Genomic DNA, 26,969 nt, shown 5'->3' with positions numbered 1-26,969 from the left:
TAAACTTGGGGTGGCCCGGTCCGCGGTGGATCGGGCATCTCCTGTGCCCTCCCGCCATGCCTCACTCCCTCTCGCGCGCCGGCCGCGGCCGTGCGTTCGCGCTGGCCACCGCCGGTCTGTTGCTGGCCCCGTCATTGCTGGTCGCGCAGACCGCCGCCGGCACCAACGCCGGCGACGCGTCACTCGTGCGCGCGCTGCGCTTCCGCAACATCGGTCCCGCTTCCATGAGTGGGCGCATCACCGATATCGCCGTGGTCGAGGCGCCGCGCGCCGTGCGCGGTGGACGGCTGGGCACCACGCTGTATGTGGCGGTGGCGACGGGCGGCATCTGGAAGAGCAGCAACGCCGGACTCACCTGGGCACCTGTTTCCGACTCCATCGGGGTGGGGAGCATCGGGGCGGTGGCGGTGGCACCCTCCAACGGTGACGTGGTGTGGGTGGGGAGCGGCGAGGCGAACAACATGCGCAGCTCGTCGTGGGGCATCGGCGTGTTCAAGAGCACCGACGGCGGCAAGACGTGGTCGAAGCCCATGCTGCCCAAGTCGCAGCACATTGGCCGCATCGTGATCGATCCGCGCGACCCCGATGTGGTGTACGTGGCAGCCATGGGGCCGCTGTGGGGACCAGGGGGCGAACGCGGCCTCTTCAAGACGGTCGATGGCGGCACGACGTGGACGAACACCAAGGCGCTCTCCGAACACACGGGGTTCACCGAGGTGATCATGGATCCCGCCAATCCCGACGTGCTGTACGCGGCGTCGTACCAGCGTGAGCGTCGCGCCTACGGCTTCCTGCCCAGCGGGCCCGAAAGCGGCATCTGGAAGACCACCGACGCCGGCAAGACGTGGACGCGTCTCACCAAGGGACTCCCCGAGGGCGACGCGGGGCGCATTGGCCTCGCGGTGTGCCGCTCGCGTCCCAACACGGTGTACGCGAGTGTGCACGCGAAGGGGACGGCCAACGGGCTCTACCGCAGCGACGACGCCGGCGCCACCTGGCGTCAGACCGACCGCAGCAACGGCACCGCCTGGTACTACTCGCAGGTGCGCTGTGACCCCACCGACGCCGAACATGTGGTGCGCCTCAACGTGGGCAGCACCGAATCGTACGACGGCGGCAAGACCTGGCGTCCGTACGCGGCGGGGGGCGGCGTGCACAGCGATCATCATGCGCTCTGGATCAACCCCGAGGACCCCGATCATCACGTGATGGGGAACGACGGCGGCGTGGACATTACCTACGATCGCGGCAAGAGCTGGTACAACGTCGAGAACATCGTGGGCGCGCAGTTCTACGCGCTCAGCGTGGACGACCAATGGCCCTTCTATCACGTGTATGGCGGGCTGCAGGACAACCAGACGTGGGGCGGCCCCAATCGCACGCGCAACGGCTTCGGTCCCACCAACGCCGACTGGTCGCGCATGGCGGGCGGCGACGGCTTCTTCAATGTAACCGATGTCTTCGACCCCACGGTCGTGTATGCGGAGTCGCAGAACGGCGGCATCGTGCGCTACCACGCCAAGACGGGGCAGACCAAGGGAATCAAGCCACCGCAGCCCGAAGGGGAGCGTCACCGCTACAACTGGAGCGCGCCCATCGTGCCGTCACGGCACACGGGGGGCACGGTGTACTTCGCCGCCAATCATGTGTTCAAGAGCACCGATCGCGGCGATGCGTGGAAGACGATCAGCCCCGATCTCACGCGCAACATCAACCGCAATCAGCTGCCCATGCGCGGCGCGGTCCCCTCGCGCGATGCGCTGGGATTGCACGAGGGCACGGCGGCGTTCGGCAACATCAGCGCGATGAGCGAATCGCCGCGCCGTTCCGGTGTGCTCGCGGTGGGCACCGATGATGGCGTCGTGGCGGTCACGCAGAACGACGGGCGCACGTGGACGCGCGTGACGAGCTTTCCCGGAGTGCCCGATACCACGTACGTGAGCGGCGTGCAGCTGTCGCGTCATGCCGAGGGCACGGTGTACGCCACCTTCGACGGGCACCGCAGCAACGACATGAAGCCGTACGTGTACCGGAGCACCGACTACGGGCGCACCTGGACGAGCATTACCGGCAACTTGCCGGCGCTGGGACCGGTGCAGGTGCTGCGCGAGCATCACCGTGCCGCCAGCCTGCTGTTCGTGGGCACCGAGTTCGGCGTCTTCTTCACGGTCGACGGTGGCGCCACGTGGACGCCACTGCAGAGCGGCATGCCCGCCGGGGTGCCGGTGTGGGATCTGGCCATCCAGGAGCGGTGGAACGATCTCGTGGTGGGCACGCACGGGCGCGGGGTGTACATCCTCGACGATCTCGCGCCGCTCGAGCATCTCGCGGCGGCCAAGCGCGCCGAGTCGACCTATCTTTTTCCCACCCGCGCCGAGATTGCCTACCAGCCCAACGGCAGCCGCATCTCCGGGATGGGCTCCACCGGCTTCGAGGGGCAGAACCCGGAGCATGGGGTGCGGCTCGCCTATCTGGTGAATGGCGTGGCCGACGGCACGCGGGCGAAGCTCGAGATCGTGGACGCCTCGGGGCGCGTGATTCGTGAACTGCCGGCCGAGAGCAAGCCTGGGCTGTATCGCCCGGTGTGGGACATGCGCGTGGGCGCACCGCTCACGGGTAGTGTGTCCGGCGCGTCGGCCCCGGCGCGCGGGCAGGGCGGCGGCTTCGGTGGGTTTGGTGGTGGTTTCGGTGGCGGCGCACGCACGTACGCGGCACCACCGGGCAGCTACACAGCGCGCCTCGTGCTTACCCCTGCCAGCGGCGCCCCCACGGTGCTGACGAGTCGCATCACGCTGCTCCCCGATCCTGAGCAGACCATGTCGGTGGCACAGCTGCAGCAGCTCGACGCCTTCCGGCTGGAGGTGGTGAAGTTCCAGCGGCAGGTCACCGACGCGCAGAGCAGCGCCGACAGCGTGGTGCGTCAGTTCAACGGCGTGAAGACCGCCGCGAGCGCCGACAGCGGCAAGCTCACGTCGGCGCTGCGCGCACAGCTGGCCGCCGTGGAGAAGACGCTCGCCACGTTCACGCGAGAGATCGGCTCGGGGATGGCCGGCCGCGCCGCGCAGCTGGCGGCGCGCGCCGCCGCACCGCCAGCCGACGACATGGAAGACGAAAATCGCGGCTCGAGTGGTGCCCCCGACATGTCCTTCTCGGGGCGCCTGGGCACACTCAACGGCGTGATCGGGTCGAGCTTTGCCGTGTCGGCCACGCAGCGCACGCTGCTGGCCACGTTGCGCAAGGAGCTGGCCGCGCAGCAGGCCGCGGTGGCGCGGGTGAAGTCGAGCGGCCTGCCGACGCTCGAAACGTCACTCCAGTCGGCGGGTGTGAAGCTGCCGTAGGTAACGAGGAACAGCTCGTCCGAGCTTCCATCAGCGGAACACTGGCAAGGCCGGCGCCGCCCGCGGCTCGGCCTTGCGCCAGTCACGACCCAGCAGCGCGGCCATGGTGGCGGCCATCTGCGCCTGCTGGGTGGGGGTGTCGCGACGCACACCGAGTGCCGGGGTGTCGGGGCCGATCACGGCGCTCCAGATGTACTGCGCGCCTTCGACCTTCTCGCCGTGATCGCTCCACTCGGCGCCCCAGCCGCGGCCGTGATCGGTGGTCACGAGCAGCGTCACCTTGTCGCGGGTGCGCGGATCCCGTTGCACGGTGGCCCACAGCTCGGCGAGGAAGCGGTCTACCTGCTGCGCACTGCGCAGGTACATGTCGTAGCGCCCGCTGTGCGCGTACTCGTCGGTTTCGCCGTAGCCCACGAAGAGCACCTTGGGCAGGCCCCGCGCCATGGTGACGAGCGTGGCCTGATGCATGGGCGCGTCGAGGGCCACGTCGGGCCAGAGCTGCGTGTGCGTACGGTAGAGCGCCTGCAGCAAGGTGGACACCGAGTCGCCTCGTGGCGGTGCGCCGCGATCCCATCCGTCATGAACCGGCACACCGCTGCGCTCGGTGTTGATGATGCGCCGGAACGCGTTCCATGTGGCGTGCGCCACCACCTGCCCCTTGAGCGCCGGGTCGCGGTTGAGCCACTCGAAGACGGTGGTATTGGGATTGGGCGGATAGCCGTTGCTGTCGATGCGCGGGTCCACGAAGCCGGTGAAGGTTTCGCTGTATCCGGGATACGAGAACCGGAACCGATTCACGATCTGTGCGACGCTCCCACTGGCGCTGTCACCGAAGAGCTGTCCCTGCTTCGCCACGGTGCCCCACAGAAACGGCAGCAGCGTTTCGCGTCGCGCCCGCGGCGTGTCACGCCAGAAGTCGCGCTTGAGCGCCGTGGTGTCGTTCACGTACTTGCGTCGCATGAGGGTCGAGTCGGCGCCGCGGTACACTTCCTGCCAGCGCAGGCCGTCGGTGATGACCAGCATCACGTACTCGGTCTTCGTTGCGGCGGGCAGTGGCTGTGTGGTTTGTGCCGACGCCACGCCGGAGAAGAGCCCGAAGATGCAGGCGGCTGCGAGCAGGGCGAGGGACTTCAGGTGCGTCGTGATCATCGCCGCGGTCTCCGCATGGTCGCGGCCTTCTCCACCAGACGCCGCAGTTCCTTGATGGGCTCCGCGCTGTCGTCCACCTGCAGGCGCAGCACCACATCGTTGTTGAGCCACACGCCGCCATTCTTCTTCACGATGAGCATGGCGGCGCTCTGCATGCCACGCTTGTCGCCGCCGGCGGCCTGACCGGCCTCGAGCGCAGCGAGCAGGCGCAGCGACAGATGCCCCTCGGTGGTTTCGAAGGCCTTCACCATGGCGTTCACCACATCGGGGCCGGCAAGGATGTTCCCCTGCGCCGTGCAGTACGCGCCCTGCTTGTCGCCAGCCCATTCGCTGGCCTTGGGGCCGGTGTAGGCGGCCACGTTGCCGCGCGCGTCGATCACGGCGAACTGGCGCCCCTGCCTGGTCCAGTTCTCCGGGCGTGGATCGGGATCACGCTCCCACACCTGCTTCACCACGTCAGCCGGCTTCGCCCCGCCACGCAGCAGCGAGAGCGCCTGCGGGCCGTAGCTCACGTCCACGATGGCCTGCGTCGCCACCACGCCCACGTCGGCTTCGCCCCAGAGCACGCCGTTGCCCACCGAGAAGACGCGGCTCTGTACGGCACCTCCCACTTCGCCCGTGGTCGGGTCGTAGCCGAGGATGGAGAAGGTGGCCACCGGCGGCCAAGGGGCCGGGGGCATGGTGGAGAAGTGCTTGTCAGCGGATTGCGCTGAGAGCGCCGGGGAGACCGCGAGGCCGGCGAGCAGGGCGAGGATGGAGAGGCGCATAACCGAAATCTGGTGCGCGACGTCACGACTCACGACCCTCAACGTTGAACGGGGCAGCGGTCAGTCGCGCACCCCGGCCTTGCGGCTCAACTGGAACGATCTGGACGCGTGGTAGCAAGTGGCGCGCACCGCGTTAGGAGTAAAGCGTTGCCATCTGACCGCCCCACGCGGTGTGGTTGGGCGGCAACCCTTTACGCATTACGCCGTCAGCGGCCTTCAGGCCGCACCTGCCCCGTCGTGTCCGGTGCCACCACCGCCGGCGCCGCCGTGTCCGCGCGCGGAGCCGCCTCTGAATCGGCGGCGGGGGCGGCGCCTGTGGTGCTGTCGGCGGCAGCCTTCTTCTTCGGACGCCGCGGTGCGGACGCCGCGGGTGCCGTCGTTGCCGCCGCGGCACTGTCGGCCTTGCCGCCGGTGACGTTTCCGGCGATTGCCCTGGCGGAGGTGGCCATGGCCCCAATCTGGTCGGCCAATTCACGCGCCAGCCCCGACGGCTGCTGCGACCCGTAGAACCACACGCCGTAGACGAGCACTCCCGCCATGACGAGATACGGAAAGATCGACTGCCGGCGCCGCACGGCCACCGGATCCTTGCGGCGCTTGGCCTCCGCCTTCTGGGCCTTGGTCTTCTGCGTGGAGACCGCCTTGGCCGGTGTGCGCAGACCGGAGTTCTCCGCCGGCGTGCGCGACGCCACGTTCAGCATGCGCTGTCCCAGCGCATGCCGGTACATCTCGGCCGTCTGCGTGGGCGTCATCTCCTCCACGGCGTTCGCCAGCGCCACCCCGAACTCCGCCACCGAGGGATAGCGGTCACTGGGGTCCGGAGCCAGTGCCTGATCGAACACCGCCTGAATGCTGTTCGGCCAGTCGAGATCGTCACGCACCTCATCGAGGCGGCGCGGCCGGCTCGTGAGCCGGGCAATGAGCGACTCCTTCGACGAGGCGTTGGCGAACGCTTCGTGCCCCGTAAGCGCAATGAACGCCACCAGCGCCAGCGAGTACTGGTCGGAGCGCGAGTCCAGCACATCGCCCGACAGCTGCTCCGGCGACATGTACTCGGGGGTCCCCACGGCGAAGCCCGTACGCGTGACCTGCTGCGTGCCGCGCTCCATCGTGCGCGCAATCCCGAAATCCACCAGCTTCACGACGAACGTGCCGTCGGGGCGCTTGGAGATCATGATGTTGTCGGGCTTGATGTCGCGGTGCAGGATCCCCAGCTCGTGCGCGGCGTGCAGCGCGTCGGCGGCTTGCGCCACGATGTCGGCCCCCACCACGGGGTGCATGGCGATCTCGCGCTTGAGCAGCGCCGAGAGCGCCTCCCCATCGATGTACTCCATGGCGAGGTACACCAGCCCCTCGTCGGTTTCCCCGAAATCGAAGATGCTCGCGACGTTGGGGTGCGAAATCTTCGAGGCATTCTCGGCTTCGCGCGTAAAGCGCTGCAGCGACTCCGGTTCGTGCACCAGCGCCGGTCGCATGATCTTGATGGCGCTCTTGCGCTTCATGCGTACATGCTCGGCCAGGTACACCTGTCCCATACCGCCCTCACCCAGCTGCTGGATGATGCGGTACCGGCCGCCCACCATCTTGCCGATGAGGCTGGCTTCGGATTGCGGGACCAGCGGGGTACCATCGAGCGAACAGACCCCGATGGTCTCGTCGTATTCGGCCCCGCACTGGGGGCAGACCTTGGTGGCACTCACAGCGAGCGAAGCTACAGAGGAGGGACCGGAAGGCAAGCACCGCAGACATTGCGCCACCGTTACAATCTGTATCCGGGGTAGCGCGTTGGTACTGCAACGCCCGCGCGTTTCGGTATCTTCCGGATTATGCCACGCACCCAATCCCCGATTTCGCGGCGCGAGCTCGTCCTCACGGCGCTCGCCGTTTCCGCGCTCGCCGTTTCCGCCTCCCTCGCTGCGCGGCCGCTTGGTGCGCAGCCGGCCTCCGTCTGGTCCCAGGCTGGCACCCAGGGGGACTACAAGGTGCGGAACTTCGTGTTTCAGACGGGGGACACCCTCCCCGAACTCACGCTGCATTACACGACCCTGGGACGTCCGCAACGCGACGGCGGCGGGGTGGTGCGCAACGCCGTGCTCATTCTGCACGGCACCGGTGGCAGCGGGCGCGGCTTCCTTTCTGCCAGCTACGCGGGAGAGCTGTTCGGGCCCGGGCAGCTGCTCGACAGCAGCCGCTACTACATCATTCTCCCCGACGGCATTGGTCACGGCGGGTCAAGCAAGCCCAGCAGCGGGCTTAAGGCGGCGTTCCCCCGGTACGGCTACGCCGACATGGTGGCGGCGCAGCACAAGCTGGTCACCGAACATCTGGGGGTGAACCACCTGCGCCTCATCATGGGCACGTCCATGGGGTGCATGCACGGGTGGATGTGGGGGTACAGCTATCCCACCTTCATGGACGGGCTGGCGCCGTTTGCCTGCGTGCCCACGCAGATTGCCGGCCGCAACCGCATGATCCGCACGATGGCCATGGACGCGATTCGCGCCGATCCGGCCTGGAACGGCGGCAACTACACCAGCCAGCCGCCGGGACTGCGGGCGGCGCAGATGATGCTGTACATCATGTCGAGTGCGCCGCTCGTGCAGCAGGCGCAGGCGCCCACGCGCGACCGCGCCGATTCGGTCATTCGCGCCTACCTCGACGCCCGCATGCGCAGCACCGACGCCAACGATTTCCTGTACCAGTTCGATGCCTCGCGCGACTACGACCCGTCGCCGCATCTGGCCCGCATCAGCGCGCCGGCGCTCTTCATCAACTCCGCCGATGATCAGGTGAATCCCCCCGAGCTGGGGCTCGCCGAGGCGCTGGCGGCGCGCATGCCGAAGACCCGCTACATCATGCTGCCCATAGGGCCGGAGACGCGCGGCCATGGCACGCATTCGCTCCCGCGCGTCTGGGGGGCGTACTTGCGCGAGTTTCTCGCTACGCTGCCGCCGCGATGACAGCCACGCTGGCGCTCGACCTGCCGCGCGCCTCGGTCATGCAGCTCATGACACGGGCGCTGCGGCTGCGTTGCCCGCACTGCGGTGGTGGTCGCATCTTCGCCTCCTTCTTTCAGCTCAAGACCAACTGCCCCGGTTGCGGGTTGCGCATGGAGCGCGGAGAAGCCGACTACTTCGTTGGCGCCTACCTGTTCAACCTCATCGCGGTCGAACTCATTCTTTTCGTGTGTGTGTGCGCCTTCGTGGCGTTCACGTGGCCCGATCCCCCCTGGGATCTGCTCACGTACGTAACCGGCGCCCTCATGCTGGCGGGGTGCCTGCTCTGTTATCCATTCGCCAAGACCACGTGGCTGGCGGTGGACCTGGCCATTCGTCCGCTCACGCGTGAGGAGCTCGAGTGGCACCAGCGTGGTGGCGACGTGGGTGACCGGGAGCTTCCGCATCTCTGAGGCGGCGCCCATGAAGCGCACCCGTACGTGGGGGCTGCGGCGATGGGCGCACTTTCGCGCCGTACTCTCGTTCGAGGTGCAGGCGCAGCAGCGCGAGCCGCTCACCACGCTCTACGCGCTCGTCTTTTTTCTGCTCGCGCTGGGGTATGCGTCGTCCAGCGCCGTGGAGCTGGTTGGCAACCGCGGCGCCGTTCCGCGCACCGCCCCCTGGGCGCTGCTGCTCGCATTTGGTGGTCTCACCGCGTTCGGCCAGGTGATCACCACCATGATTGCCACCACCGCCATGCTGCGCGACGAAGCGCAGCGCACGCGGGCGCTCGTGGCCACGAGCGGTCTCGATGCGCGCACCTGGTTTCTGGCACGGCTGGCAGCGGCGCTGGTGGTGATGCTGGCGGTCTATGCCGCCATGCCGCTGGGGGTGGTGGTGGGAACCCTGTTCGCCGGCGGCGCCGTGGGGGCCGCGGTGCAGGGGAGCGCGCGTGCCTATCTGCTCATCACGCTCCCCACCATGCTCACGGTCACCACCCTGCTGGCGAGTGCCGCGCTGGTTACGCGGCGCGTGCTGGGGGTGCTGGCGGCGGCACTGGCGCTGGTGGGGCTCTGGCAACTGGCGCTGGCGCTGGCGGCGCAGCCGGCGGTCGCCACGGTGGGCGCACTGCTGGACCCCTTTGGCAATGCACCGGTGCTGGTGGCCACACGCGGTTGGAGCGACGCGGCGCGCACGGCGGACGTGGTGCCGTGGAGCGGCGTGATCGCTGCCAACCGCCTGCTGTGGAGCGCCCTCTCGCTGGCGCTGCTGCTGCTGGTGCTGCGGCGCCACGCCGCGCTGGCGTTCACCGAACCGGTACGTGCGGAGTCGACAACGCGCGATGCCCATGCCACACGCGCCCTCTCACGTGCCACGTCGGCCCTCGCCTCGCTGCGCCACTTCACGGCCTCGTGGATGGTGCACGACGGCGGCTGGCGCATTGTCAGTGTGCTGGCGGTACTCAACGCCACGGCCAACGCGGCGGCGCGGCCCATCACGAGCACCGCGGGCGAACCGCCCTTCGTGGCCGTGCTACTTCTGGTGAGCGAGCACGCACGCCTCTTTCTCATCCTGCTGGCCACCGTGTATGCCGGCGAACTCGTGTGGCGCGATCGCGATGTGGGCGTGCACGAGGTGGTGGCCGCCCTGCCGGTATCGCGTACGGCACTGCTGCTGGGGCGCGTGCAGGGGCTGTTGCTGGCGCAGCGGCGCATCGTGCTGCCGCTGGCCGTGGCGGCGCTGCTGGTGGCGGCATTCCGCGGCGGTGCCGCCACGCCGCACGGTGACTCGTGGTTTGCCCACTGGATGGCCTGGAGCCTGTTCGTGCTCTGGCTCCCCTTTGCGCAGCTCACGCTGCTGTCGCTCGCGGTGCACCTGCTGCTCGACCACAAGGTGGCGGCGCACCTGCTGCTCATCACCGGCTGGGTCGTGGCCGTAGTGCTGGACCGTCACGGCGTGAGCGCCTGGTGGGTGCGCTTCGCGGAAACGCCCCCCCTGCTCATCGATGGTGTGGTGGCGTGGGCCCCGCTCCTCCAGCGCGGAGCGTACTGGACCGCGGTCAGTGCCGTGTTGCTGCTGGTGGGTAGACGGTTTTCACGGCAGGGGGCCGGCGGAAGGTGATGAGGGGGAAGGGCACGGGGGCATGCGGAAGGGGGCGAAGCCGAAGGAGTCCCCCCTTCCACCTCGCCCCCTGCTCCCTGCTCCCTCTCTTGTCACCGACAGGCCGTGCCCAAGGCGCGGCCCCACCTTGAGCTTACTTCTCGGTAATGATGAGGTAACGCGAGGCGCCCCAGAACTTGGCCGGATCGGTGATGCGGATGTTCTCCCCGCGGAACGAACCGTCCTTCTCCTTCTTTGCCGCTTCAATGAGTCCGGCGTCATGGCGGGACACGATGCGATAGGGGCGGTCGTTGCGCGGCAGTGGAATGGTGAGCACCTCACGGCGATCGGCGCGAGTAAACCGCGCTTCGTTGAGGGAGCGGGCCGGCACCAGCGTCTTCCCAAGCTTGACGATGAGCAGTCCGCGCGAGCCACCCTCTTCGGTCACCACGCCGTCGGCGAGCAGCTGGCGGCGTGTGCCCACGACGTAGAACACACGGTTCTCCCGCACGTCCATCGCCTTGACGGTGTCCGTGAGTACGGCCTTTTCGACGGTCAGCTGTTCATTGGCGGTGCGCAGCGACCGGATTTCCTCCTGAAACACCCCGATCTCCTTGTCGCGCTGCTCGAGGCGCGCGTTGAGATCGGCCAGCAGCGTGGCGGCGGCGGTCGAGTCGGCACGCATGGTGCGCAGCGTGTCGAGGAGCGCCCGCACCTGGGCCTGGCGGGCATTCAGCCGCTGGCGCATCTGCGTGAGACGATCGAGGATGTCCTTCTGGGCGGCGACCGCCTCGGTCTTCCCCGATTCGTCGCTGGTGGTGACCCCCACCTTGGAGCTGATGCCGCGCACGAGGCGCAGCTCGGCGTCCACCTGGTCGGCGAACTTGGACGCTTCGACCACCTGTGCGAGCGCCCGGTCCTTTTCGGCCACGGAGCCGGCCACGAGCCCCTGCAGGGAGTCACGCTCCGCGGCAGCTGACGCCAGCTCGGCGGCCAGGGAGTCGGCGCGCGCACGGGACGCGGTGTCGGCGCAGGCGCCGAGGATCAGCGCGGAGAGAAACACCGCAGCGGCGGAGGCGCGCTGGCGAAGACGGAAGCGGTGCATGATTGACGGGTTGGAGAGTAAAGCCGTTGTTCGGAAGAACGTACCGGGCGCGGCTCCCACCTGAAAGTGCCTTCTGTCACAAAACGCGCCTCGGCCTGTGAGGTGAATCACCTCTCATGAGCCGGGCCGGCGCTGACACGCCAAGGCTACATCCAACCCCGCGCGCGGTAGAGCAGGGAGGCCGCCGTTTCATGGAGGACCTCGCGGAAGGCGGCGCGGCGGTCGCTGGCGCTCTCCAGCCGCGAGGGAGCATAGCTGCGGGAAACGGCCGGCAGGCACTCCACGGCCATCCCCTCATGCTCGAGGGCGGCACAGGCGCGGCGGGTGTGCGAGGCCGACGTGACGGCGACCACGCGACGCCAGCGATGCGTGCGCGCCAATGCCGTGAAGGCCAGTGCCTCGTCGCGCGAGCTCTGCACGTTGTACACGAACTTTAGCTGCAGCTCCGGGGCAAAGGCGCCCACCAGCTCCCGCTGGTCGCGCTCCGAATTGGGAATGCTGGCGTCGCGCTCGTTGCCCACCACGGAGAGCGCGAGGGTGGGAATGGCGCGGCGTTTGGCCTCGCTCACGCCGGACAGCAGCCGCTCCAGGGCCTGCCCCATGACGCGCCCTTCCGGCGTCACGGTGCCGGAGAAGACGACCACGGCATCGGGCGGGGCGCCGGCCAGCGGTGTGTCACGCCGCACGAACTGCTGAAAAAGGGTGCTCGCCAGCGGGGTGTACGCCACGACGCCATGCACCAGCACCACGCCCACCGTGGCCGTCCAGAGCCACGCCCCCCAGGCCGAGGTGGCAAGCAATGCCCCGCCAAGCAGGAACACGGCGCGGGTCGTGAGACCACCCACGCCCAGCAGCGACAGCACCCCGAGCGACCAGAGCAGCTCCATGAGGAACAGCCCCAGCAGCGCCCCCGCAAGTCGGACTCGCCACGCGGGGGCGCGCACGCCAACATCGGCGCCGCGCCCCCGGAAAAGCAGATCACTCACCCCGGCTCCTGCTGTTCACCACGACGTCACTCCTGCGTGACCTTCGCCGCCGGCGGCTGGGTGTACTTCTCGAACCAGCTGCGCAGATAGAGCTGCGTGCGCAGGAAGTTGGACGGGGTCGAGCTCGTGCCGTGCCATTCATTGTTGAAGCGGATCATCGCGGTGGGCACTTTGCGGATCTTGAGCGCCTCGTAGTATTCCTCGGTCTGTCCCATGGGGGTGCGCAGGTCGTTCACCCCCGTCATGAGCATCGTGGGTGTCTTCACGTTGCCCACGTACATGAGCGGCGAGCGCTTGAGGTGCTCGCTCGGGTCATCCCACGGATACTTGGCGAAGTTGTAGTACCAGCTGGAGCCGTCGGTGGTGCCGACGAAGCTCAGCCAGTTCGTGACCGGGCAGTTGGCGCTCGCCGCGGCGAAGCGGTTCGTGTGCCCCACGATCCAGCTGGTGAGTACGCCGCCGCCCGAGCAGCCGAAGACGTACAGGCGGTTGCTGTCCACGTAGCCGCGGTTGATGACCGTATCCACGCCGGCCATGAGATCGTTGTAGTCCTTGCCGGGATACGCGTTCTTGATGGCGTTGCCGAAGGCGCTGCCGTAGCCGGTGCTGCCGCGCGGATTGGTGTACAGGATGAGATATCCGTTGGCCGCGTGATCCTGGCGCGCGAAGCTGAAGCCCACGTTGTACATGCTGTGCGGGCCGCCATGAATCTCGAGCATGAGCGGGTACTTCTTCTTCGGATCGAAGTCGGCAGGCTTCACGATCCACCCCTGGATCTTGTAGCCGTCGACCGAGGTGTACCACACCTCCTCGGTGGTCGCGAGCTGCTTGCCGGCCAGCACGTCGCCGTTCACGTCGGTGAGCCAGCGCGGCGCCGGGGTGCGCACGTCGAACGCCACGATATCGGTGGGGCGCGAGGCGGTGCTCATGGTGCCCACGGCGAGGAACGACTTGCCGAGGTCGCTCACGGTGAGGACCTGCGCCCCCTTGGTCACCTGACGCACGTCGCCCTTGAGCGACGCGAAGTACAGGTTGCGGGCGCCTTCGTTTTCGGCGTTGAAGTACACGCCCGAGGCATCAGGCGCCCACATCATGCCGGCCGGCGAGCGATCGAGCTTTTCGGTGAGCGCGCGCGGGTTGCTGCCGTCGGCATCCATCACGTACAGCGCCGCATCCTTCCAGGTGGCGTCGGTGCTGTCGTACCCGGTGTAGGCGATGAAGCGGCCATCGGGGCTGGGCAGGGGGCTGCCGTCGGGGCCGTTGCGCTTCGTCAGCTGCGTCACGGCACCGCTGGCCACGTCCACCTTGTAGATGTCGCTCTGGCGCCAGGTGTACTCGGCGTCGGCCACGCGGTTGGAGGTGAAGAGCAGCGCCTTGCCGTCGGGCGTCCAGCTGTTGCCGTTGGCGGGCCATTCGCCGCTGGTGATCTGGCGTGGCGTGCCGCCATCGGCGGGCACGGTGAACAGCTGACGCAGCCCGTTCTCCAGAAAGCCCTGCCGGTCGGCGCGGTAGCGCACCTTGGTCACCACGCGCGGCGGTTCCACCCACTTCGCGCCACGTGGCGCGGCGGGCATGGCAATACGCCACTCGTCGCTCTGCCGTACGAGCATGCCGAAGGCGATGGACTTGCCGTCGGGGCTCCACTCGACTTCGCTCGGCGATTCAGTCAGTCGCGTGATCTGCGTGGTGGCGCCTTCGGCGTCCATGTAGCGCACCCACAGCTGCGCGCCCCCCGGTTCACCCGGGGCCACGTAGGCGATGCGTGTGCCGTCGGGGCTCCAGCGGGCGTCCGACCCCTTCACGAGGAAGCGGTTCTTCGTGCCGTCGGCGTTCATGATCCACACCGACGACTCGCGCCGGTCGTTCAGCTGGTCAATCCATGTGCGCGTGTACAGCACCTGCCGGCCATCAGGAGAGAGCGCGGGATTGGCGACATCTTCCCAGTTGAAGTAGTCGGCAATGGTGAGGCGATCCTTGGGCGGCGCGCCCTGCGCCAGCAGGGGCGATGACGGGGCGAGCGTAGCGGGGAGGGCGAGCGCGGCCACGAGCCACACGCGCCGCCACGGACGGGTCAGTTGCTGCATCGGGAGGGATCTCCGGTAGAGGCGGGATGCCCGTGTGTACGGGCACTGCCGCAACGGTGTGCACTGTGGCGGCGTGGCGCAACGGGGGAAAGGTACGGCCGCGCCTGCGGCGCGGCCTTCGATGACAAGGGAGGGGGCAGGGGGAAGACGTTCAGGGGGAAGATCGCGACGGCCTCCTTCCCCCTGATCCCCTTCCCCCTGCTTCCTCCCTTGTCAACAAAAAAGCGGCACGCCGAAGGCGCGCCGCGTACCACCCCCAATGGGCCGCGAACGACCTCAGCGCAGCGAGTCCGCCATCGCCAGCATACTGTCGCGCAACTGTGCCGTGTTGGTGTCGACGAACCGGCGCACGCCCTTCCACTGACGTATGAGCGGGTTGCGCTTGTTGATGGCGGTCTCGATGACGCGGCGCTTGGAGGTGCTGGCGTGAATCATCTTGCCGTCGCCCACGTAGATCCCCACATGCGAGATGCGGGAGCCACGACCAAAGGTGAGCACGTCACCGGGCTTGAGCGCCGCCACATCCTTGGGAACCTCGGCGCCCACGCCGGCTTGCCCCTGCGCGGTGCGCGGCAGCACCACGTCGAGCACGCTCATGGCGTAGCGAACAAGGCCGCTGCAGTCGAGACCGACACCAGGCTTGGTGCCACCCAGCTTGTAGCGTGTGCCCACACTCCCACGTGCCTTGGACACGATGCTGTCGCGCATCCGCTCGGCGGAGGCGCTGAAGGCGGCAAACGGCTTCTTCGATTCGAGCGGCACCCCGCCGGCATTCTGTGCCTGCGCCGACGACGTCGCGACGAGCGCGGCGGCGAGCACGGGGAGCAGATGTCGAAGACGTGGCGTCATGGCGCTGCGGACGAAGTGAGCGGGGGGCAATGGTGCGCCCCGCCAGAGAGGAACCGAGGCAAACTATGCACGAGGGCGGGAATGCACCAGACTGTCGCGTTACGTGGCGGGCACGGGAGCGCACACCAGAGGTGCCTCAGTTGTGAACTATCTGAAAACCAGAAACTAGAACTCCGTACTGGAAACTCCCCCTGACTCACGCGATCTGCCGGGGAGTTCGCAGTTCATAGTTGGAGTTCCCAGTGGTCAGCCATCCCTACCGAATCCCCACCACCTTGTGCGTCTGCACGCTCAGCCTCCACTGCGGGTGCGCCAGGCAGTATGCCAGCGCGGCGCGAGTATTGGCCGCCTGGTCCGGCCCGTCCATGGGCTGCAGCAGAAAGTGGCGAAACGCCAACCCCTCGAACCGCTCGGGCATGGCCAGCGGCTGCGGGTACACCAGCTTGAGCTCGTCCCCGGTGGTGAGCACCACCGGGGCGTTGGCCTTGGGACTCACGCACACCCAGTCGAGCCCATCGGGCGCCGGCTGCGTGCCGTTGGTCTCGACCGCCACCTCGAACCCCACGGCGTGCAGCGCTGCCACCGCCTCGGCATCCAGCTGCAGCAGCGGCTCGCCCCCGGTGCACACCACGAACGGCCTCACGTCGGCGGGCGCATCGGCCGGCCACCGGCTCCTCACGAAGGCCGCCAACTCCTTGGCCGTGCTGAACTTGCCCCCATCGGGGCCCACCCCCACGAAATCGGTATCGCAGAAGGTGCACACCGCCTGCTCGCGATCGGCCTCGCGCCCCGTCCAGAGATTGCACCCCGAAAAGCGGCAAAACACCGCCGCCCGCCCGGCGTTCACCCCTTCGCCCTGCAGGGTGTAGAAACACTCCTTGACCGTGTACGCCACCGTCAGCTCGCGTAGGCGATGGGGTCGCGCGCGCCGGCGTCGGCAAAGCCGCGCAGCCGCAGCTGGCAGGCGTCGCAATGCCCACAGGCGGTACCGTCCGCTGCGGGGTCGTAGCAACTCGTGGTGAGGCTGTAGTCCACCCCCAGGCTGTGGCCGAGGGCCACGATCTGGGCCTTGGTGAGATGCTGGAGCGGCGCGTGGATGCGCAGCCGTGACGTGCCCTGCACGCCCGCTGCCGTGGCGAGGTTGGCCATGTGCTCGAAGGCGGCCACGTACTCGGGGCGGCAATCGGGGTAGCCCGAGTAGTCGAGCGCGTTGACGCCAATGAAGATGGCATCCGCCCCCAGCACCTCCGCCCACGCCAACGCGAACGACAGGAAAATCGTGTTGCGTGCTGGCACGTACGTGACCGGAATCTCGTTGGCCGTCTGGTCCACATCGCGGTCCTTGGGCACGGCCACGTCGGCGGTGAGCGCCGAGCCGCCCCACTGCCGCAGGTCAATGTCCACCACGACGTGATGCACCACCCCCATGGCGGAAGCCACCCGCCGAGCCGCTTCAATCTCCACCGAATGCCGCTGGCCGTACCGGAAGGTCATGGCGTGCGGCGTGTATCCTTCCCGCTTCGCCACGGCCAGCACCGTGGTGGAGTCGAGCCCGCCGGAGAGCAGCACGACGGCGGGGCGCCCCGTCGGAGCTGAGTTCGATTCACCAGTCATATCGCGCGAAAACTAACGGGGGCCATCTGGCGGGCGTGAGCTCGCCGTCCGATTGCCCTGACCACCTGACCTGACGACTGTTCGCACATGTTCGATTGGATTTCCGATACGCAGGCGTGGATTTCCCTGCTCACGCTGTCGGTGCTCGAGATCGTACTCGGCATCGACAACATCATTTTCATCTCCATTCTCTCCGGCAAGTTGCCGCCGGAGGAGCAGCCCAAGGCCCGTTCGCTGGGGCTGGCGGGGGCGTTCGTTACGCGCATCCTGCTGCTGCTCAGCATCACCTGGGTCATGCAACTCACGCGGCCGCTCTTCGCGGTGCTGGGGCACGACATCTCGGGGCGCGATCTCATCCTGCTGCTCGGTGGCCTCTTCCTGATCGGCAAGGCCACCATGGAGATCCATCACAAGCTGGAAGGACCCGACGAGGAGCAGGAGCAGGCCGCCCGCGCCGTCCGCTCGCTCTGGACCACCATCGCCCAGATCATGGTGCTCGACATCGTCTTCTCGCTCGACTCCGTGATCACCGCGGTGGGCATGGCCGACGAGGTGAGCATCATGATTCTCGCCAATGTGGTGGCGCTGGCGGTAATGCTCGTCGCGGCGCGCCCCATCAGCGACTTCGTGGATCGCCATCCCACGGTGAAGATGCTGGCGCTGGCGTTCCTCGTGCTGATCGGCACCAACCTGGTGGCCGAGGGGATGGGGCAGCACATCCCCAAGGGCTACACGTACGCCGCGATGGCCTTCTCGGTCCTGGTGGAGATGCTGAACATCCGGGTGCGGAAGCGGGAAAAGGCAGCCTGAGCGCCCTCGGCATGATCGCCGGAGTGTCCTCTTCAGAGGACGTTCGATTCGTTCCAGTGTTCGCAAGGCGCTGCTGCTCAACAGTTTGTGTGGGTGCCGCCGATGGTGCCGCCCGTGCAAGTCGTTGGGGGGGTCACTCAATTCGGAGTCCCCATGACGTTCTCGTTCGTTCGCTTCGCGGCCGGCACCGCGGCCGCCACCATTTTCCTCACCGGCTCGGCCCTTGACGCGCAGACCGGCGTGGGCGCGCACCTTACCCCGTACGCCGGCGTGCTGCTCACCGGCAACTGGTATGACGGGCCGGTGGGTACCAACATTGCCGCCACCAATGCCCCCATGCTGGGGGTGCAGGGGGGCATTCCGCTCACCCGTGGCGTGTCGCTGGTGGGTAATCTGGCCTACGCCTCCGGGGACCTGCGCATCGGGTTGCCGCTGTTCGGCGGTGTCAATGTGGGGTCGGCCACTATCTGGATGTACGATGCGGCGCTCGAACTTGGCGGCCTTGCCGGTCGTTCCAGGGGTATCGCCCCGTTCGTGCAGGGCGGCATTGGCGGCATGACCAACGACATCAGGGCGAGCGTCTTCGAGACCCGCGCCACGAACGTCGCGTACACCGCCGGTGTAGGGGTGGATGTAGGGGTGTCCGACGGGTTGCTGGTCCGCGTCCAGGCGAAGGATTGGATTGGCCGGTTCAACTCGGAAGACGCCATCGGGTTTCGCGCCGAGGGCAACCTGGCGCACAACTGGGCGCTGACGGCGGGTGTGAAGCTGCGCTTCTGACGAGGCGCCGCGTGATCCCGGTGCTGGCGTCGGGTCGGTAGGTTGCATGTAGTACGTTCTGCAGCGGCAGACACTTTCTCCGGACAGTCACGTGGATCAGCTCGCGTTCACCACAGGATCGCATCGCGCCAGCGGCGTGCGACGCACCCGTCTCCGTCTGCTTCACCGGGTGCTGCCGGTGCTTGCCCTCGTGGCGGGCGCCGGCACGGCGCGTTCGGCCGTGGCCCAGGCCAACAACACGCCACCCGCCGCCGCCGACAGCGTCCGCCCGGCGCCGTCGCGTGATCCGCTGCGTGGCTCGGCGAGCAGTGTCGGCGCGGTGGGGTCGCAGGCGCGCGGGCTGCAGGATGCCTTCGAGCGCAACCATCGGTTGGGGCTGCGCTTCTACAACGGCGGCGCCGATGCCACCTGTGAAGTGCCGCTGGGACGCATCTGCTACTGGAACAACAACGGCGATGTGCCGCCGCCGGCCGAGCGCGCCGATGCGAAGCTGGAGCGTGAGCAGCTGATGGAGCTGCTGGGGCGCGCGCAGGCTGCGGACCCCAAGGATGATTGGGTGAGCGGCATGCGCGTGCGCTATGCCATCGAGGGCGGCTTCGTGGACACCGCGCTCGTGGCGGCGCGCGCCTGCGGCGGTACCGAGTGGTGGTGTCAGGCGCTGCGCGGACTGGCGCTGCACAACGCCAACCAGCATGTCGCCAGCGGACAGGCCTTCGAACGGGCCCTCACCGCCATGCCCGCCGACCAGCGATGTGAATGGACCGATATCACCATGTGGCTCGACCCGTTCCAGCACGCGAACTACAAGGCGCTGGGGTGCGAGGGTCGCCGTGCGCGCAACGAGCGCATTTTCCGTCTTGCGCAGCCGCTCTGGATGCTGCCGGGGAACGACCTGCGCAACGAGTTCTACGCGCGGCGCACCATGTCGCGGGTGCACGCGCTGGGGCGTATTCCGTACGACCTGCAGTGGGGCGACGACCTGCTCGAGTCGCAGGTGCGCTACGGCTGGCCCACGGCGTGGTCGGTGCAGAACGGTGGCGTGGCCGACCCGCGCCCGCCGCAGGTGATCGGGCACGAGCCCACGCCCAGCTACGACTTCATGCCCACGGTGGAGGCGATCGAGAACCCGCTCACCTCCACACCGGCCGACTGGGATCCGCGGCGCAAGAAGGCGCGCATGCGCTACAGCACGCGCTACGCGGCGGGCTACGGGGCGCTGCCCCACCAGTTCGCGCGTTTCCGCCGAGGCGACACCACGCTGCTGGCAGGTGGTTACCGGCTCATGCGTGAACTCGAAATGGGACGCGCGCCGTACACGGCGGGACTCACGGTGGATCGCCTCGATGGCACCGCCGCGCGCACGGTGACCAGGGACAGCGCCGGCGCCAACGGGGCGCTGCTGGTGCCGCTCACGAGTCAGGCCATGGCGAGCCTCGAGGTGCTGGCGCCGGTGGGCAAGCGTGCGGCGCGGGTGCGCACCACGGTGCAGCCGCTCACGGGGGAGGTGCGCCTCTCCGATTTTCTGCTGCTGCAGCGCGGTGACCCATCACCGACGCCCAGCCTCGAGCGCAATGCGGGGCAGGCGTATGGCTCGCTCGACATCGAAGGTGGTACGCAGATCGGTATCTATTGGGAGAGCTACCGACCGGCCTCGCCGGACGCGCCGCTGCAGGTGTCGCTCCGCACCACGCGTCTCGGCGCGAGCTTCATGCAGAAGCTCGGCGCCTCCGTTGGCCTTTCGAAGACGCTCACGCCCGTGTCCATCAAGTACAACGACAACGGGCGCCCCGATGGCGGGGCGGGACGCAGCCTCTCCTTCAATTTCCCCAGCGTGCCGGCGGGCGAGTATCAGCTTACGCTCATGGTGAGCGGCGCCGGCATCACCGATTCGACCACACAGCGGATACGCGTGAGACCGGGACGGTGAGGCGGGGCGGCGGGGCGGCGTGAGTCTGCGCCAGCGAGCAACCCGCCAGACGGCAGACGGCAGGAACTACAGCACGCAGTACGCAGGAATGCGGAAGAACAACACGGCGGCGTGCGCTGCGCGCCGCCGCCGATGTCCCCACCGCAAAGGAAATCGGGCGCCCTGCGAAGCAGTGGCGCCCGTTTTGTTCGACCACATCCCTGCCGTACTGCCCACTGTTGTTCCTGCCGTCTGCCGTCTGCTGTTTGCTTTTCGGCGCACACACGCCCCCGCCGCCTCGCCTCCCCCTCACCGCCGCACGATCAGCAGCCCCACGGGACTGCCGAACTCGTCGTTGCCAATGGGGAGCCCCGGCGGCGCAATCCAGGCGCCGCCGTCGGCGCGTACCGCCACACGATGCGCGCCCGGGGGCAGCTTGAGCTCGGCGCGCCAGCGACCATTGGGCAGGCGGCGCAGGCGCGTCACGCTCCACTGCGTGGCGTCGCCCATGAGCTCCACGCTTTCGGCGCGCGGCGCGTCCACCAGCAACACCACGCGCAGCGTGTCGCGCGTGGCCATGGCGCTGTCTTCGGGGCCATGGTCCACCTGCTCGAGTGACGCACTGTCCACCACGCCCAACGTGCGCGTTTCGAAGGCGAGAATGCCGGTGGGCGTACCGTCGTGGTCGCGCCACGGCAAACGCGACAGCCGCACCCCCAGCGCCACCACCGGGGAGAGTCGCGACCGGTGGCGATCGCGCAGCTCGTCGCGCAGCATCGCCCCGCCCAGCGTGGCCGGGTTGGTGGCGGCGGCGCCCACCAGCGACAGCCAGCCGGTGATGGGCTGCACCACGGCCAGCGAGGCCACGGTGGGCACTGCCTGCGCGCGTGGCGCGAGCGCGTCGTTGTTCACCCAGCTTGCCACGGGGGCGGTGACCGACATGAGCCACTGCGTCTGGCCGGTGTTGAAGCCCACCGACGCAATGCCGGTGGCCACATCGCGCCGCTGCATGGTGCGCAGGGAGGCCGTGTTGATCACCTCGCCCGCACTGGATGGCACGCTCATGGACACCCGCGGCACATCGAGTGTCATGGTTTGCGTGGTGACACGCGTGGCACGCTCGAACGACATGCCGAAGGCGAACTCCACGCCCGCGTACGTGGTGACCATGCCCGCCTCGAGTCGCGCCAGCTGTCCTGCATCCACGCGCCGGGTCACGGTGGTGTCGCTGGACATGGCACTCGAAACGGCCGTCATGATGCCCACGTCGCTGCCGCCGCGTGGCGACGGCATGAGCGCGTCGTTGTAGAGCCCCGCCGAAGGATTGCCGTTGAACGCCGAACGGCCGTAGCTCACCGCGCTCCACAGCCGGTTCTCACCCACTCGGGCCCGTGCGCGCAGCGTGAGCAGCCCCTGCGCGTTGGGGCCATTCGAGAAGCCGTCTTCCACGCGCACGTTGCCGCTGGCCAGCGCCGCGAAGCGCACGGGGCCCAGTCGACCCACGGCCTGCGTGGCGCCCAGCCAGACATCGTTGCGCTGCGACAGCGCGCTGCCGCCGCCATCGGGGAGCGACGCCAGTCCGAGCACCGAAAAGGTGGGGGCATCGGTGACCGGACCGATGGTGGCGGCGGGCACCATCGGGGCATCGCCCCGCACCTGCGCCAGCAGCCGCTCGGCAGGGCTACCGACGGCCAGCAGCGCACACGGCATGACCCATCCGCTGCTCGGCAGGGAGCGGCAGCGCGACGCGCGGATGGAACGGCGGCGAGGCGTCACGGGGTGGGTGGGCGGACCGGTTTGCGGTCGGAAGATGTGGACGCCGCCGCTTCGGGCGCCGTCACTACCACGGCCTTAACGTAACGATTCAGGGCGTCGACAGCCATCCCGGGACCGCGCTGCGCGTTCTTGGCCACCGTGGCCTGCAGCCCCAGCAGGGTGTCGTCGGCACGCGGGGCACGGCCAAGCGTGGCGACCGCCTCCTGGGCGGTGGCCGCCGGTACACCGCGGCGCACGAGGTCGGTGAGCACCACCAGGGGAACGACCACCGGCGACCTGGCGCGACTGCTGCGCACCATCTCGAGGGCGCGACGGTCGAGTCCGGCGCGCAGGGCAATGGCGCCGGCCTCGAGCTCATCGTCGCTGCTGCGGTCCCCCAACGCCTGCTTGGCATCACGCAGCGCCAGCGCATGCTCGCGCACCACACGCAGGATGCGCTCGCTCGTGGTACGTCGCGCCGCCCCTTCCAGTGCGCGGTTCACCAGCGGCCGCACCGGCAGTCCGGCTGCGGCCGCATCGTCGAACAGCGCCCGCAGCGCATTGGCGGTGAGCGAATCGAAGCGGCTGCCGTCGAAGGCCTGCTGGTCGCGCCGCGCCACCGCCGTTTGCGAGGCGGGCGCGCGTGCGGGGGGCACGAGAATGGTGTCGGCCGATCCCGCCGGCGTGGTGGCGCTGGCCAGTTGGGCGGCGAGCAGCCACACCGTGGACAGCGTCATTTGCCGCCTCGCCCGTTCACCACCATCGCGTTGGTGGGGCCGAACCCGGCATTCTCCACCTGCGGCGCCAGCGGATCGACCAGCCACCGCTCGCCGTCCACCACGAAGGCGTACTCGTGACGACCGGGTTCGAGCGGCACCTGCGCCGTCCAGCTCCCGTCGGTTCCCTGCTGCACCATGGGGGTCGCGGCGGTGTCCCAGCCGTTGAAATCACCCACGAGCGCCACCGCCCGCGCGTTGTCGGCCACCGACAAGGTGAAGCGCACAGTGCCCTCGCGCGCGGCGGGCGCTGCCGGCGCCGCGGGTGAGGGCAGCGAACGCGCACCCCCCACCGCCAGGGCGCTATCGGCCTCGCGCTGGTGCACGTCGGGGCGCCACGGCCGCGCCACCACGATCATGAGCACGGCTGCCGCCGCCGCTCCCCACCACCAGCGGGGGGGAGCGGTGCGCGAGGACACCCCGGCGGAAGGGGCGGCGCGTGGGACAGCGGCCGCGGGCGCGGCGGCCGCGGCCGCGGCGGCGATCACGGCCCGCACCACCTGCGCCACGTGCTCCCCGCCATGGGGCGCCTGCGCCTCGTACGAGCGGCGAAGCCGAGCGGTGATGGCCTCGGCGTACGGGTCGTGCAGATCGTGCAGATCATGCACGCCCTCGGGGGCCGGACCGTGTCGGTCGTCAGCGGTCACGACGCCTCCCGGGCCCCGCGATGGGCACCCTTGGGGATAGCGGCATGGCGGCGGTGCCGCCCGGGAACGCAGGCATGATCGCAATAATACGCCGTATCACGACGATTGCTCCGGCGAAGCCGACAGCATGGCGCGCAACCGCTCGCTGCCGCGCTTGACGCGCATCTTGAGCGCCGATTCGCCGGCCCCCGTCATGGCGGACATTTCGGCGTACTCGAGCCCCTCGGCGTACTTGAGCAGCAACGCCTCCCGCTGCAGCGGATCGAGTTGCGCCAGCGCCCGGATAAGCACGTCGTCTTCCACACCGGGCGCCAGCCCCGGCGGGGGCGCCGCGGCCGACTCGATGGCGAGGTCGTCCTGCACGAACCGTTTGGTGCGCCGTCCGCGCGACGTGAGGTAGTTGCGGCACTGGTTGGTCAGGATGCGGAAGAGCCAGCCACGGAACTGATCGCGCTCGTCGTAGCGGCCAATGGCCAGATACGCGCGCAGAAAGCTGTCCTGAACCACGTCCTCGGCATCGGCGCGCTCTCCCAGCATGTGGTACGCGAACCGCCAGCACGCGTCGTAATACCGTGCCACCAGCGATCCGAACGCCTCCGGATCACCGGCCCGGGTGCGGACGACCAACTCGGCGTCAGTCATCGTGGGACAACAGCGTACCCTGAGGGGGCGTCACCTCACCCTCGAGACCGACCTGCCCACCCCGACCGCCTCGCGCACCACGCGTGCGGCCGATCACCCCGGGGCCGCGGGCCGTCATCCCCCGAACTGCATGAGGGTGACCACGATCATGAGGACCACGAAGAGCGAGGTGGCCGTGCGGTTCACGCCGCCGATGCGCCGCATCAGGTCGAGCGCTTCGCTGCTGGAGACCCCCTGCATGGATACCAGTCGGCTGGCGGCGCGGGCACGTCGAAAGAGAAACCAGTTGGCGGTCCCCCCGGCGGCGAGGCTCGACGACACGAACACGGCCACGCTCATCACCTGCAGCCACTCGTTTTCCGGCTTCGACAGCTCCACCACCGTTTGCGGCGTGTCCGACCCGGTGAGCCACCGGAAGACGAATCCCGGCACCAGGAAGAAGAGCGTGAAGGGCACGTACAGCTTGCGGTACAGGAACCAGGCGGGCGGGAAGGCGATGGCCGCCGGCCAGTTCCACGTGGGCACGAAGCTGGGATCGGCCAGGAACGGCGCGAGCTTGCGCTTGTACGACGATTCCCACTTGGGACCGAAGTACGCGGCCATGCGCTCCTCGCTGAAGTCGTCGCCGGCGGGCGTCTGTCGCGCCCACCGCGGCAACTCCGGGTCGTTGGGCTTCGATGCCCCGGCGCTCTCCGGTTCGCGCATGTCGTCACCGTTCATGATCCGCTCCGTGCTGCGGGCTGCTGCTGCGACAGGCAGTGCAGTGTGCCCAGCCCCCACACCAGATCCACCGCATGAATACCCACGATCTCGTGCCGGGGCATGAGATCGGCAAGGATATCGAGCGCCCGCCGATCGTTCCGGTCGTTGAACGTGGGCACTATGCATACGCCGTTGGCTACGTAGAAGTTCGCGTAGCTGGCCGGGAGGCGCATGCCGTCCATGATCACGGCGCGCGGGAAGGGCAGGGTGACCACCTCGAGCGGCCGGCCCCCTGCATCGTGCGCCCGCTGCAGGCGATGCAGGTTGCCGAGCGAGCGCGAGTGGTTCTCGTCGCTCGCGTCTTCCTCGTGCGCGAGCACCACGACACCCGGCGCGACGAAGCGGGCGATGTCGTCGATGTGTCCGTGCGTGTCGTCACCCACGCACCCTTCGCCCAGCCAGATGGTGTGGGTGATGCCCAGATACTCGCGAAAGGCGCGCTCGTAGTCGCCGCGGGTGTACCCCGGGTTGCGCACCTGCACATCGCTGAGCAGCCACTCCTCGGTCACGAGCAGTGTGCCGGCCCCGTCCGTCTCAATGCCGCCGCCTTCGAGGATGAGCGGCTGGCCGTTGTCGTGGCGCACGGCGGTGATGACCGGCAGGCCGCTGATCGCCGCCATGCGCGCCGGCACCTCGGCGTCGAGCGCGAAGTTGTCGTACTTGGCCCACGCGTTGAAGCCCCAGCGCACGAGCGCGGTGCTGCCGTCGGCGCGGTGCACGCCGGTGGCGCCCGAGTCACGCAGCCACACGCGATCGGTGGGCTGCAGATGCAGGCGATACTGCCCCTCCTCAACGCCGTGCAGCGTGAGACACGCGCGCGCCTCCTCGGCCACCTGCGCGTTGTGGCAAAGAATTTCCACGCGCTCGAACCGGCCGAGGGCCCGCACGATTTCGGTGTACACCCAGGGAATGGGGGCGAACTTGCCGGGCCAATCGGGCTCGTGATGCGGCCAGCCAATCCAGGTGGCGTCGTGACGCTCCCATTCGGCGGGCATGCGCAGCGCGGTGCTCACCTACTTCCCCAGCCAGCGATTGAGGATGGGGCCGTACGCGTCGATGCGACGGTCACGCAGGAACGGCCAGTTGCGCCGCGTCTCCTCGATGAGCCCGAGGTCGCACGGCGCGGTGAGGATGGCCGACTCGGTGCCCGCCTGGGCGAGGTAGCGGCCAAAGGGATCGCAGATGAACGACTGCCCGAAGAACTCGAGCCCGTCGGTGCCGGGTTCAGGTTCATGCCCCACCCGGTTGGGTGACGCCACGAAGACGCCGTTGGCAATGGCATGGGCACGCTGCGCCGTACGCCACGCATCCACCTGCGCGTCACCGAACGTGGCCTTTTCGGCCGGGTGCCAGCCGATGGCCGTGGGGTAGAACAGGATCTGCGCGCCCAGCAGCGCGGTGATGCGCGCGGCCTCGGGGTACCACTGATCCCAGCAGATGAGCACGCCAATGTCGGCGTACCGGGTACGCCACACACGGAAGCCATTGTACCCCGGGTGGCGGTCGGCACGCTGGTCGCCCGTCACGTCGCCCGGGGCGAAGTAGTACTTCTCCTCGAAGAGCGGGTCGTGCGGGATGTGCATCTTGCGGTACGTGCCCAGCACGCTGCCGTCGGCATCAATGACCGTGGCGGAGTTGCGGTAGAGCCCCGGCGCCTCCCGCTCGTAGTACGGCACCACGATGACGACCGCGAGCGCCTTCGCGAGTGCCTGGAAGGTGTGCACGATGGGGCCGTCGGCGGGCTGGGCGATGTCGAAGCGCTCCGGCGTGACCGACTTGCAGAAGTAGGGGGCGTTGAAGAGCTCCTGCAGGCAGATGATCTGGGCGCCGCGGGCGGCCGCGTCGCGCACGCGCGCCACGGCCCGGGTGACGTTTGCCGTGAGATCATCGGATGCGGTGTCCTGCACGAGACCGATAGTAACGATGGGGGGCATACCCCGAAACTTAGTCAAATCGGAGCGCC

General features: G+C 68.6%; 23 protein-coding genes. 7 read left to right on the top strand and 16 right to left on the bottom strand.

Annotated elements, in window-relative coordinates; all coding sequences use genetic code 11:
- Nucleotides 1-56 precede the first annotated feature (56 nt).
- Nucleotides 57-3,338 (top strand): hypothetical protein, encoded by a 3,282-nt coding sequence (locus O9271_RS06560; protein ID WP_298267411.1) that lies wholly within the window; start codon nt 57-59, stop codon nt 3,336-3,338.
- A 30-nt stretch (nt 3,339-3,368) separates the two neighbouring features.
- On the opposite strand, the gene O9271_RS06555 is transcribed toward O9271_RS06560, so the two are convergent.
- The 3 genes from O9271_RS06555 to O9271_RS06545 all read right to left on the bottom strand — a co-directional run bounded on the left by O9271_RS06555 (nt 3,369) and on the right by O9271_RS06545 (nt 6,954).
- Nucleotides 3,369-4,487, bottom strand: coding sequence for a hypothetical protein (locus O9271_RS06555; protein WP_298267408.1), 1,119 nt, complete (start codon nt 4,485-4,487; stop codon nt 3,369-3,371).
- A complete protein-coding gene (locus tag O9271_RS06550) occupies nt 4,484-5,254 on the bottom strand; it encodes a DUF1028 domain-containing protein (RefSeq protein WP_298267404.1) in 771 nt (256 codons plus the stop codon). Before O9271_RS06550 ends, O9271_RS06555 begins: the two co-directional genes overlap by 4 nt.
- A 206-nt stretch (nt 5,255-5,460) precedes the next feature.
- Entirely contained in the window at nt 5,461-6,954 is a 1,494-nt protein-coding gene (locus O9271_RS06545; RefSeq protein ID WP_298267402.1) for a serine/threonine-protein kinase, read from the bottom strand.
- 126 nt (nt 6,955-7,080) lie between these two features.
- Here O9271_RS06545 and O9271_RS06540 point away from each other — a divergent pair, with 126 nt between their 5' ends.
- The 3 genes from O9271_RS06540 to O9271_RS06530 are packed head-to-tail and all read left to right on the top strand — an operon-like array spanning nt 7,081 to nt 10,311.
- A complete protein-coding gene (locus tag O9271_RS06540) occupies nt 7,081-8,214 on the top strand; it encodes an alpha/beta fold hydrolase (protein ID WP_298267400.1) in 1,134 nt (377 codons plus the stop codon).
- Nucleotides 8,211-8,663 (top strand): DUF983 domain-containing protein, encoded by a 453-nt coding sequence (locus O9271_RS06535; RefSeq protein ID WP_298267398.1) that lies wholly within the window; start codon nt 8,211-8,213, stop codon nt 8,661-8,663. The genes O9271_RS06540 and O9271_RS06535 overlap by 4 nt, the downstream gene beginning before the upstream one ends.
- A 10-nt stretch (nt 8,664-8,673) precedes the next feature.
- The gene (locus O9271_RS06530) at nt 8,674-10,311 is read left to right on the top strand and encodes a hypothetical protein (protein ID WP_298267397.1); all 1,638 of its coding nucleotides are present in this window, start codon (nt 8,674-8,676) and stop codon (nt 10,309-10,311) included.
- Nucleotides 10,312-10,444: 133 nt separating this feature from the next.
- Here the strand turns inward: O9271_RS06530 and O9271_RS06525 are convergent, their stop codons facing one another.
- The 6 genes from O9271_RS06525 to queC all read right to left on the bottom strand — a co-directional run bounded on the left by O9271_RS06525 (nt 10,445) and on the right by queC (nt 16,928).
- Nucleotides 10,445-11,395, bottom strand: a complete 951-nt coding sequence (locus O9271_RS06525) for a hypothetical protein (protein WP_298267395.1) — start codon at nt 11,393-11,395, stop codon at nt 10,445-10,447.
- A 146-nt stretch (nt 11,396-11,541) separates the two neighbouring features.
- The gene (locus O9271_RS06520; RefSeq protein ID WP_298267393.1) at nt 11,542-12,381 is read right to left on the bottom strand and encodes a YdcF family protein; all 840 of its coding nucleotides are present in this window, start codon (nt 12,379-12,381) and stop codon (nt 11,542-11,544) included.
- Nucleotides 12,382-12,407: 26 nt separating this feature from the next.
- Nucleotides 12,408-14,465: a S9 family peptidase gene (locus O9271_RS06515; protein ID WP_298267390.1), complete on the bottom strand. Its 2,058-nt coding sequence runs from the start codon at nt 14,463-14,465 to the stop codon at nt 12,408-12,410.
- 276 nt (nt 14,466-14,741) lie between these two features.
- Entirely contained in the window at nt 14,742-15,314 is a 573-nt protein-coding gene (locus O9271_RS06510) for a C40 family peptidase (RefSeq protein WP_298267387.1), read from the bottom strand.
- Between the two features lie 256 nt (nt 15,315-15,570).
- Nucleotides 15,571-16,209 carry a 7-carboxy-7-deazaguanine synthase gene (queE, locus tag O9271_RS06505; protein WP_298267384.1) on the bottom strand — a complete coding sequence of 213 codons (639 nt, stop codon included), beginning with the start codon at nt 16,207-16,209 and terminating at the stop codon, nt 15,571-15,573.
- A 2-nt stretch (nt 16,210-16,211) separates the two neighbouring features.
- Nucleotides 16,212-16,928: a 7-cyano-7-deazaguanine synthase QueC gene (gene queC, locus O9271_RS06500; protein ID WP_298267382.1), complete on the bottom strand. Its 717-nt coding sequence runs from the start codon at nt 16,926-16,928 to the stop codon at nt 16,212-16,214.
- 87 nt (nt 16,929-17,015) lie between these two features.
- Here queC and O9271_RS06495 point away from each other — a divergent pair, with 87 nt between their 5' ends.
- The 3 genes from O9271_RS06495 to O9271_RS06485 all read left to right on the top strand — a co-directional run bounded on the left by O9271_RS06495 (nt 17,016) and on the right by O9271_RS06485 (nt 20,445).
- Nucleotides 17,016-17,738, top strand: coding sequence for a TerC family protein (locus O9271_RS06495; protein WP_298267380.1), 723 nt, complete (start codon nt 17,016-17,018; stop codon nt 17,736-17,738).
- Between the two features lie 153 nt (nt 17,739-17,891).
- A complete protein-coding gene (locus tag O9271_RS06490) occupies nt 17,892-18,518 on the top strand; it encodes an outer membrane beta-barrel protein (RefSeq protein WP_298267378.1) in 627 nt (208 codons plus the stop codon).
- Between the two features lie 136 nt (nt 18,519-18,654).
- Nucleotides 18,655-20,445, top strand: a complete 1,791-nt coding sequence (locus O9271_RS06485) for a hypothetical protein (RefSeq protein ID WP_298267375.1) — start codon at nt 18,655-18,657, stop codon at nt 20,443-20,445.
- 288 nt (nt 20,446-20,733) lie between these two features.
- Here O9271_RS06485 and O9271_RS06480 read toward each other — a convergent pair whose 3' ends face one another.
- From O9271_RS06480 to O9271_RS06450, 7 genes are all read right to left on the bottom strand, one after another.
- On the bottom strand, nt 20,734-22,134 hold the full coding sequence (locus O9271_RS06480; protein ID WP_298267373.1) for a glycogen-binding domain-containing protein: 1,401 nt from the start codon (nt 22,132-22,134) through the stop codon (nt 20,734-20,736).
- A gap of 62 nt (nt 22,135-22,196) precedes the next feature.
- Nucleotides 22,197-22,916 (bottom strand): hypothetical protein, encoded by a 720-nt coding sequence (locus O9271_RS06475; RefSeq protein WP_298267370.1) that lies wholly within the window; start codon nt 22,914-22,916, stop codon nt 22,197-22,199.
- Nucleotides 22,913-23,602 carry an isoamylase early set domain-containing protein gene (locus O9271_RS06470; protein WP_298267367.1) on the bottom strand — a complete coding sequence of 230 codons (690 nt, stop codon included), beginning with the start codon at nt 23,600-23,602 and terminating at the stop codon, nt 22,913-22,915. Before O9271_RS06470 ends, O9271_RS06475 begins: the two co-directional genes overlap by 4 nt.
- Nucleotides 23,603-23,698: 96 nt before the next feature.
- Complete coding sequence (locus O9271_RS06465) at nt 23,699-24,244, bottom strand: RNA polymerase sigma factor (protein ID WP_298267365.1); 546 nt, start codon at nt 24,242-24,244, stop codon at nt 23,699-23,701.
- Between the two features lie 114 nt (nt 24,245-24,358).
- Entirely contained in the window at nt 24,359-24,964 is a 606-nt protein-coding gene (locus O9271_RS06460; RefSeq protein ID WP_298267362.1) for a hypothetical protein, read from the bottom strand.
- Nucleotides 24,961-26,019: an agmatine deiminase family protein gene (locus O9271_RS06455; RefSeq protein WP_298267359.1), complete on the bottom strand. Its 1,059-nt coding sequence runs from the start codon at nt 26,017-26,019 to the stop codon at nt 24,961-24,963. The genes O9271_RS06460 and O9271_RS06455 overlap by 4 nt, the downstream gene beginning before the upstream one ends.
- A complete protein-coding gene (locus tag O9271_RS06450) occupies nt 26,020-26,940 on the bottom strand; it encodes a carbon-nitrogen hydrolase (RefSeq protein ID WP_298267357.1) in 921 nt (306 codons plus the stop codon).
- Nucleotides 26,941-26,969: the final 29 nt, after the last annotated feature.

The organism is Gemmatimonas sp. (assembly GCF_027531815.1).
Taxonomy (GTDB): Bacteria; Gemmatimonadota; Gemmatimonadetes; order Gemmatimonadales; family Gemmatimonadaceae; genus Gemmatimonas.
Note: the sequence above shows the minus strand (reverse complement) of the source record. Positions and strands in the feature narration are given on the sequence as shown.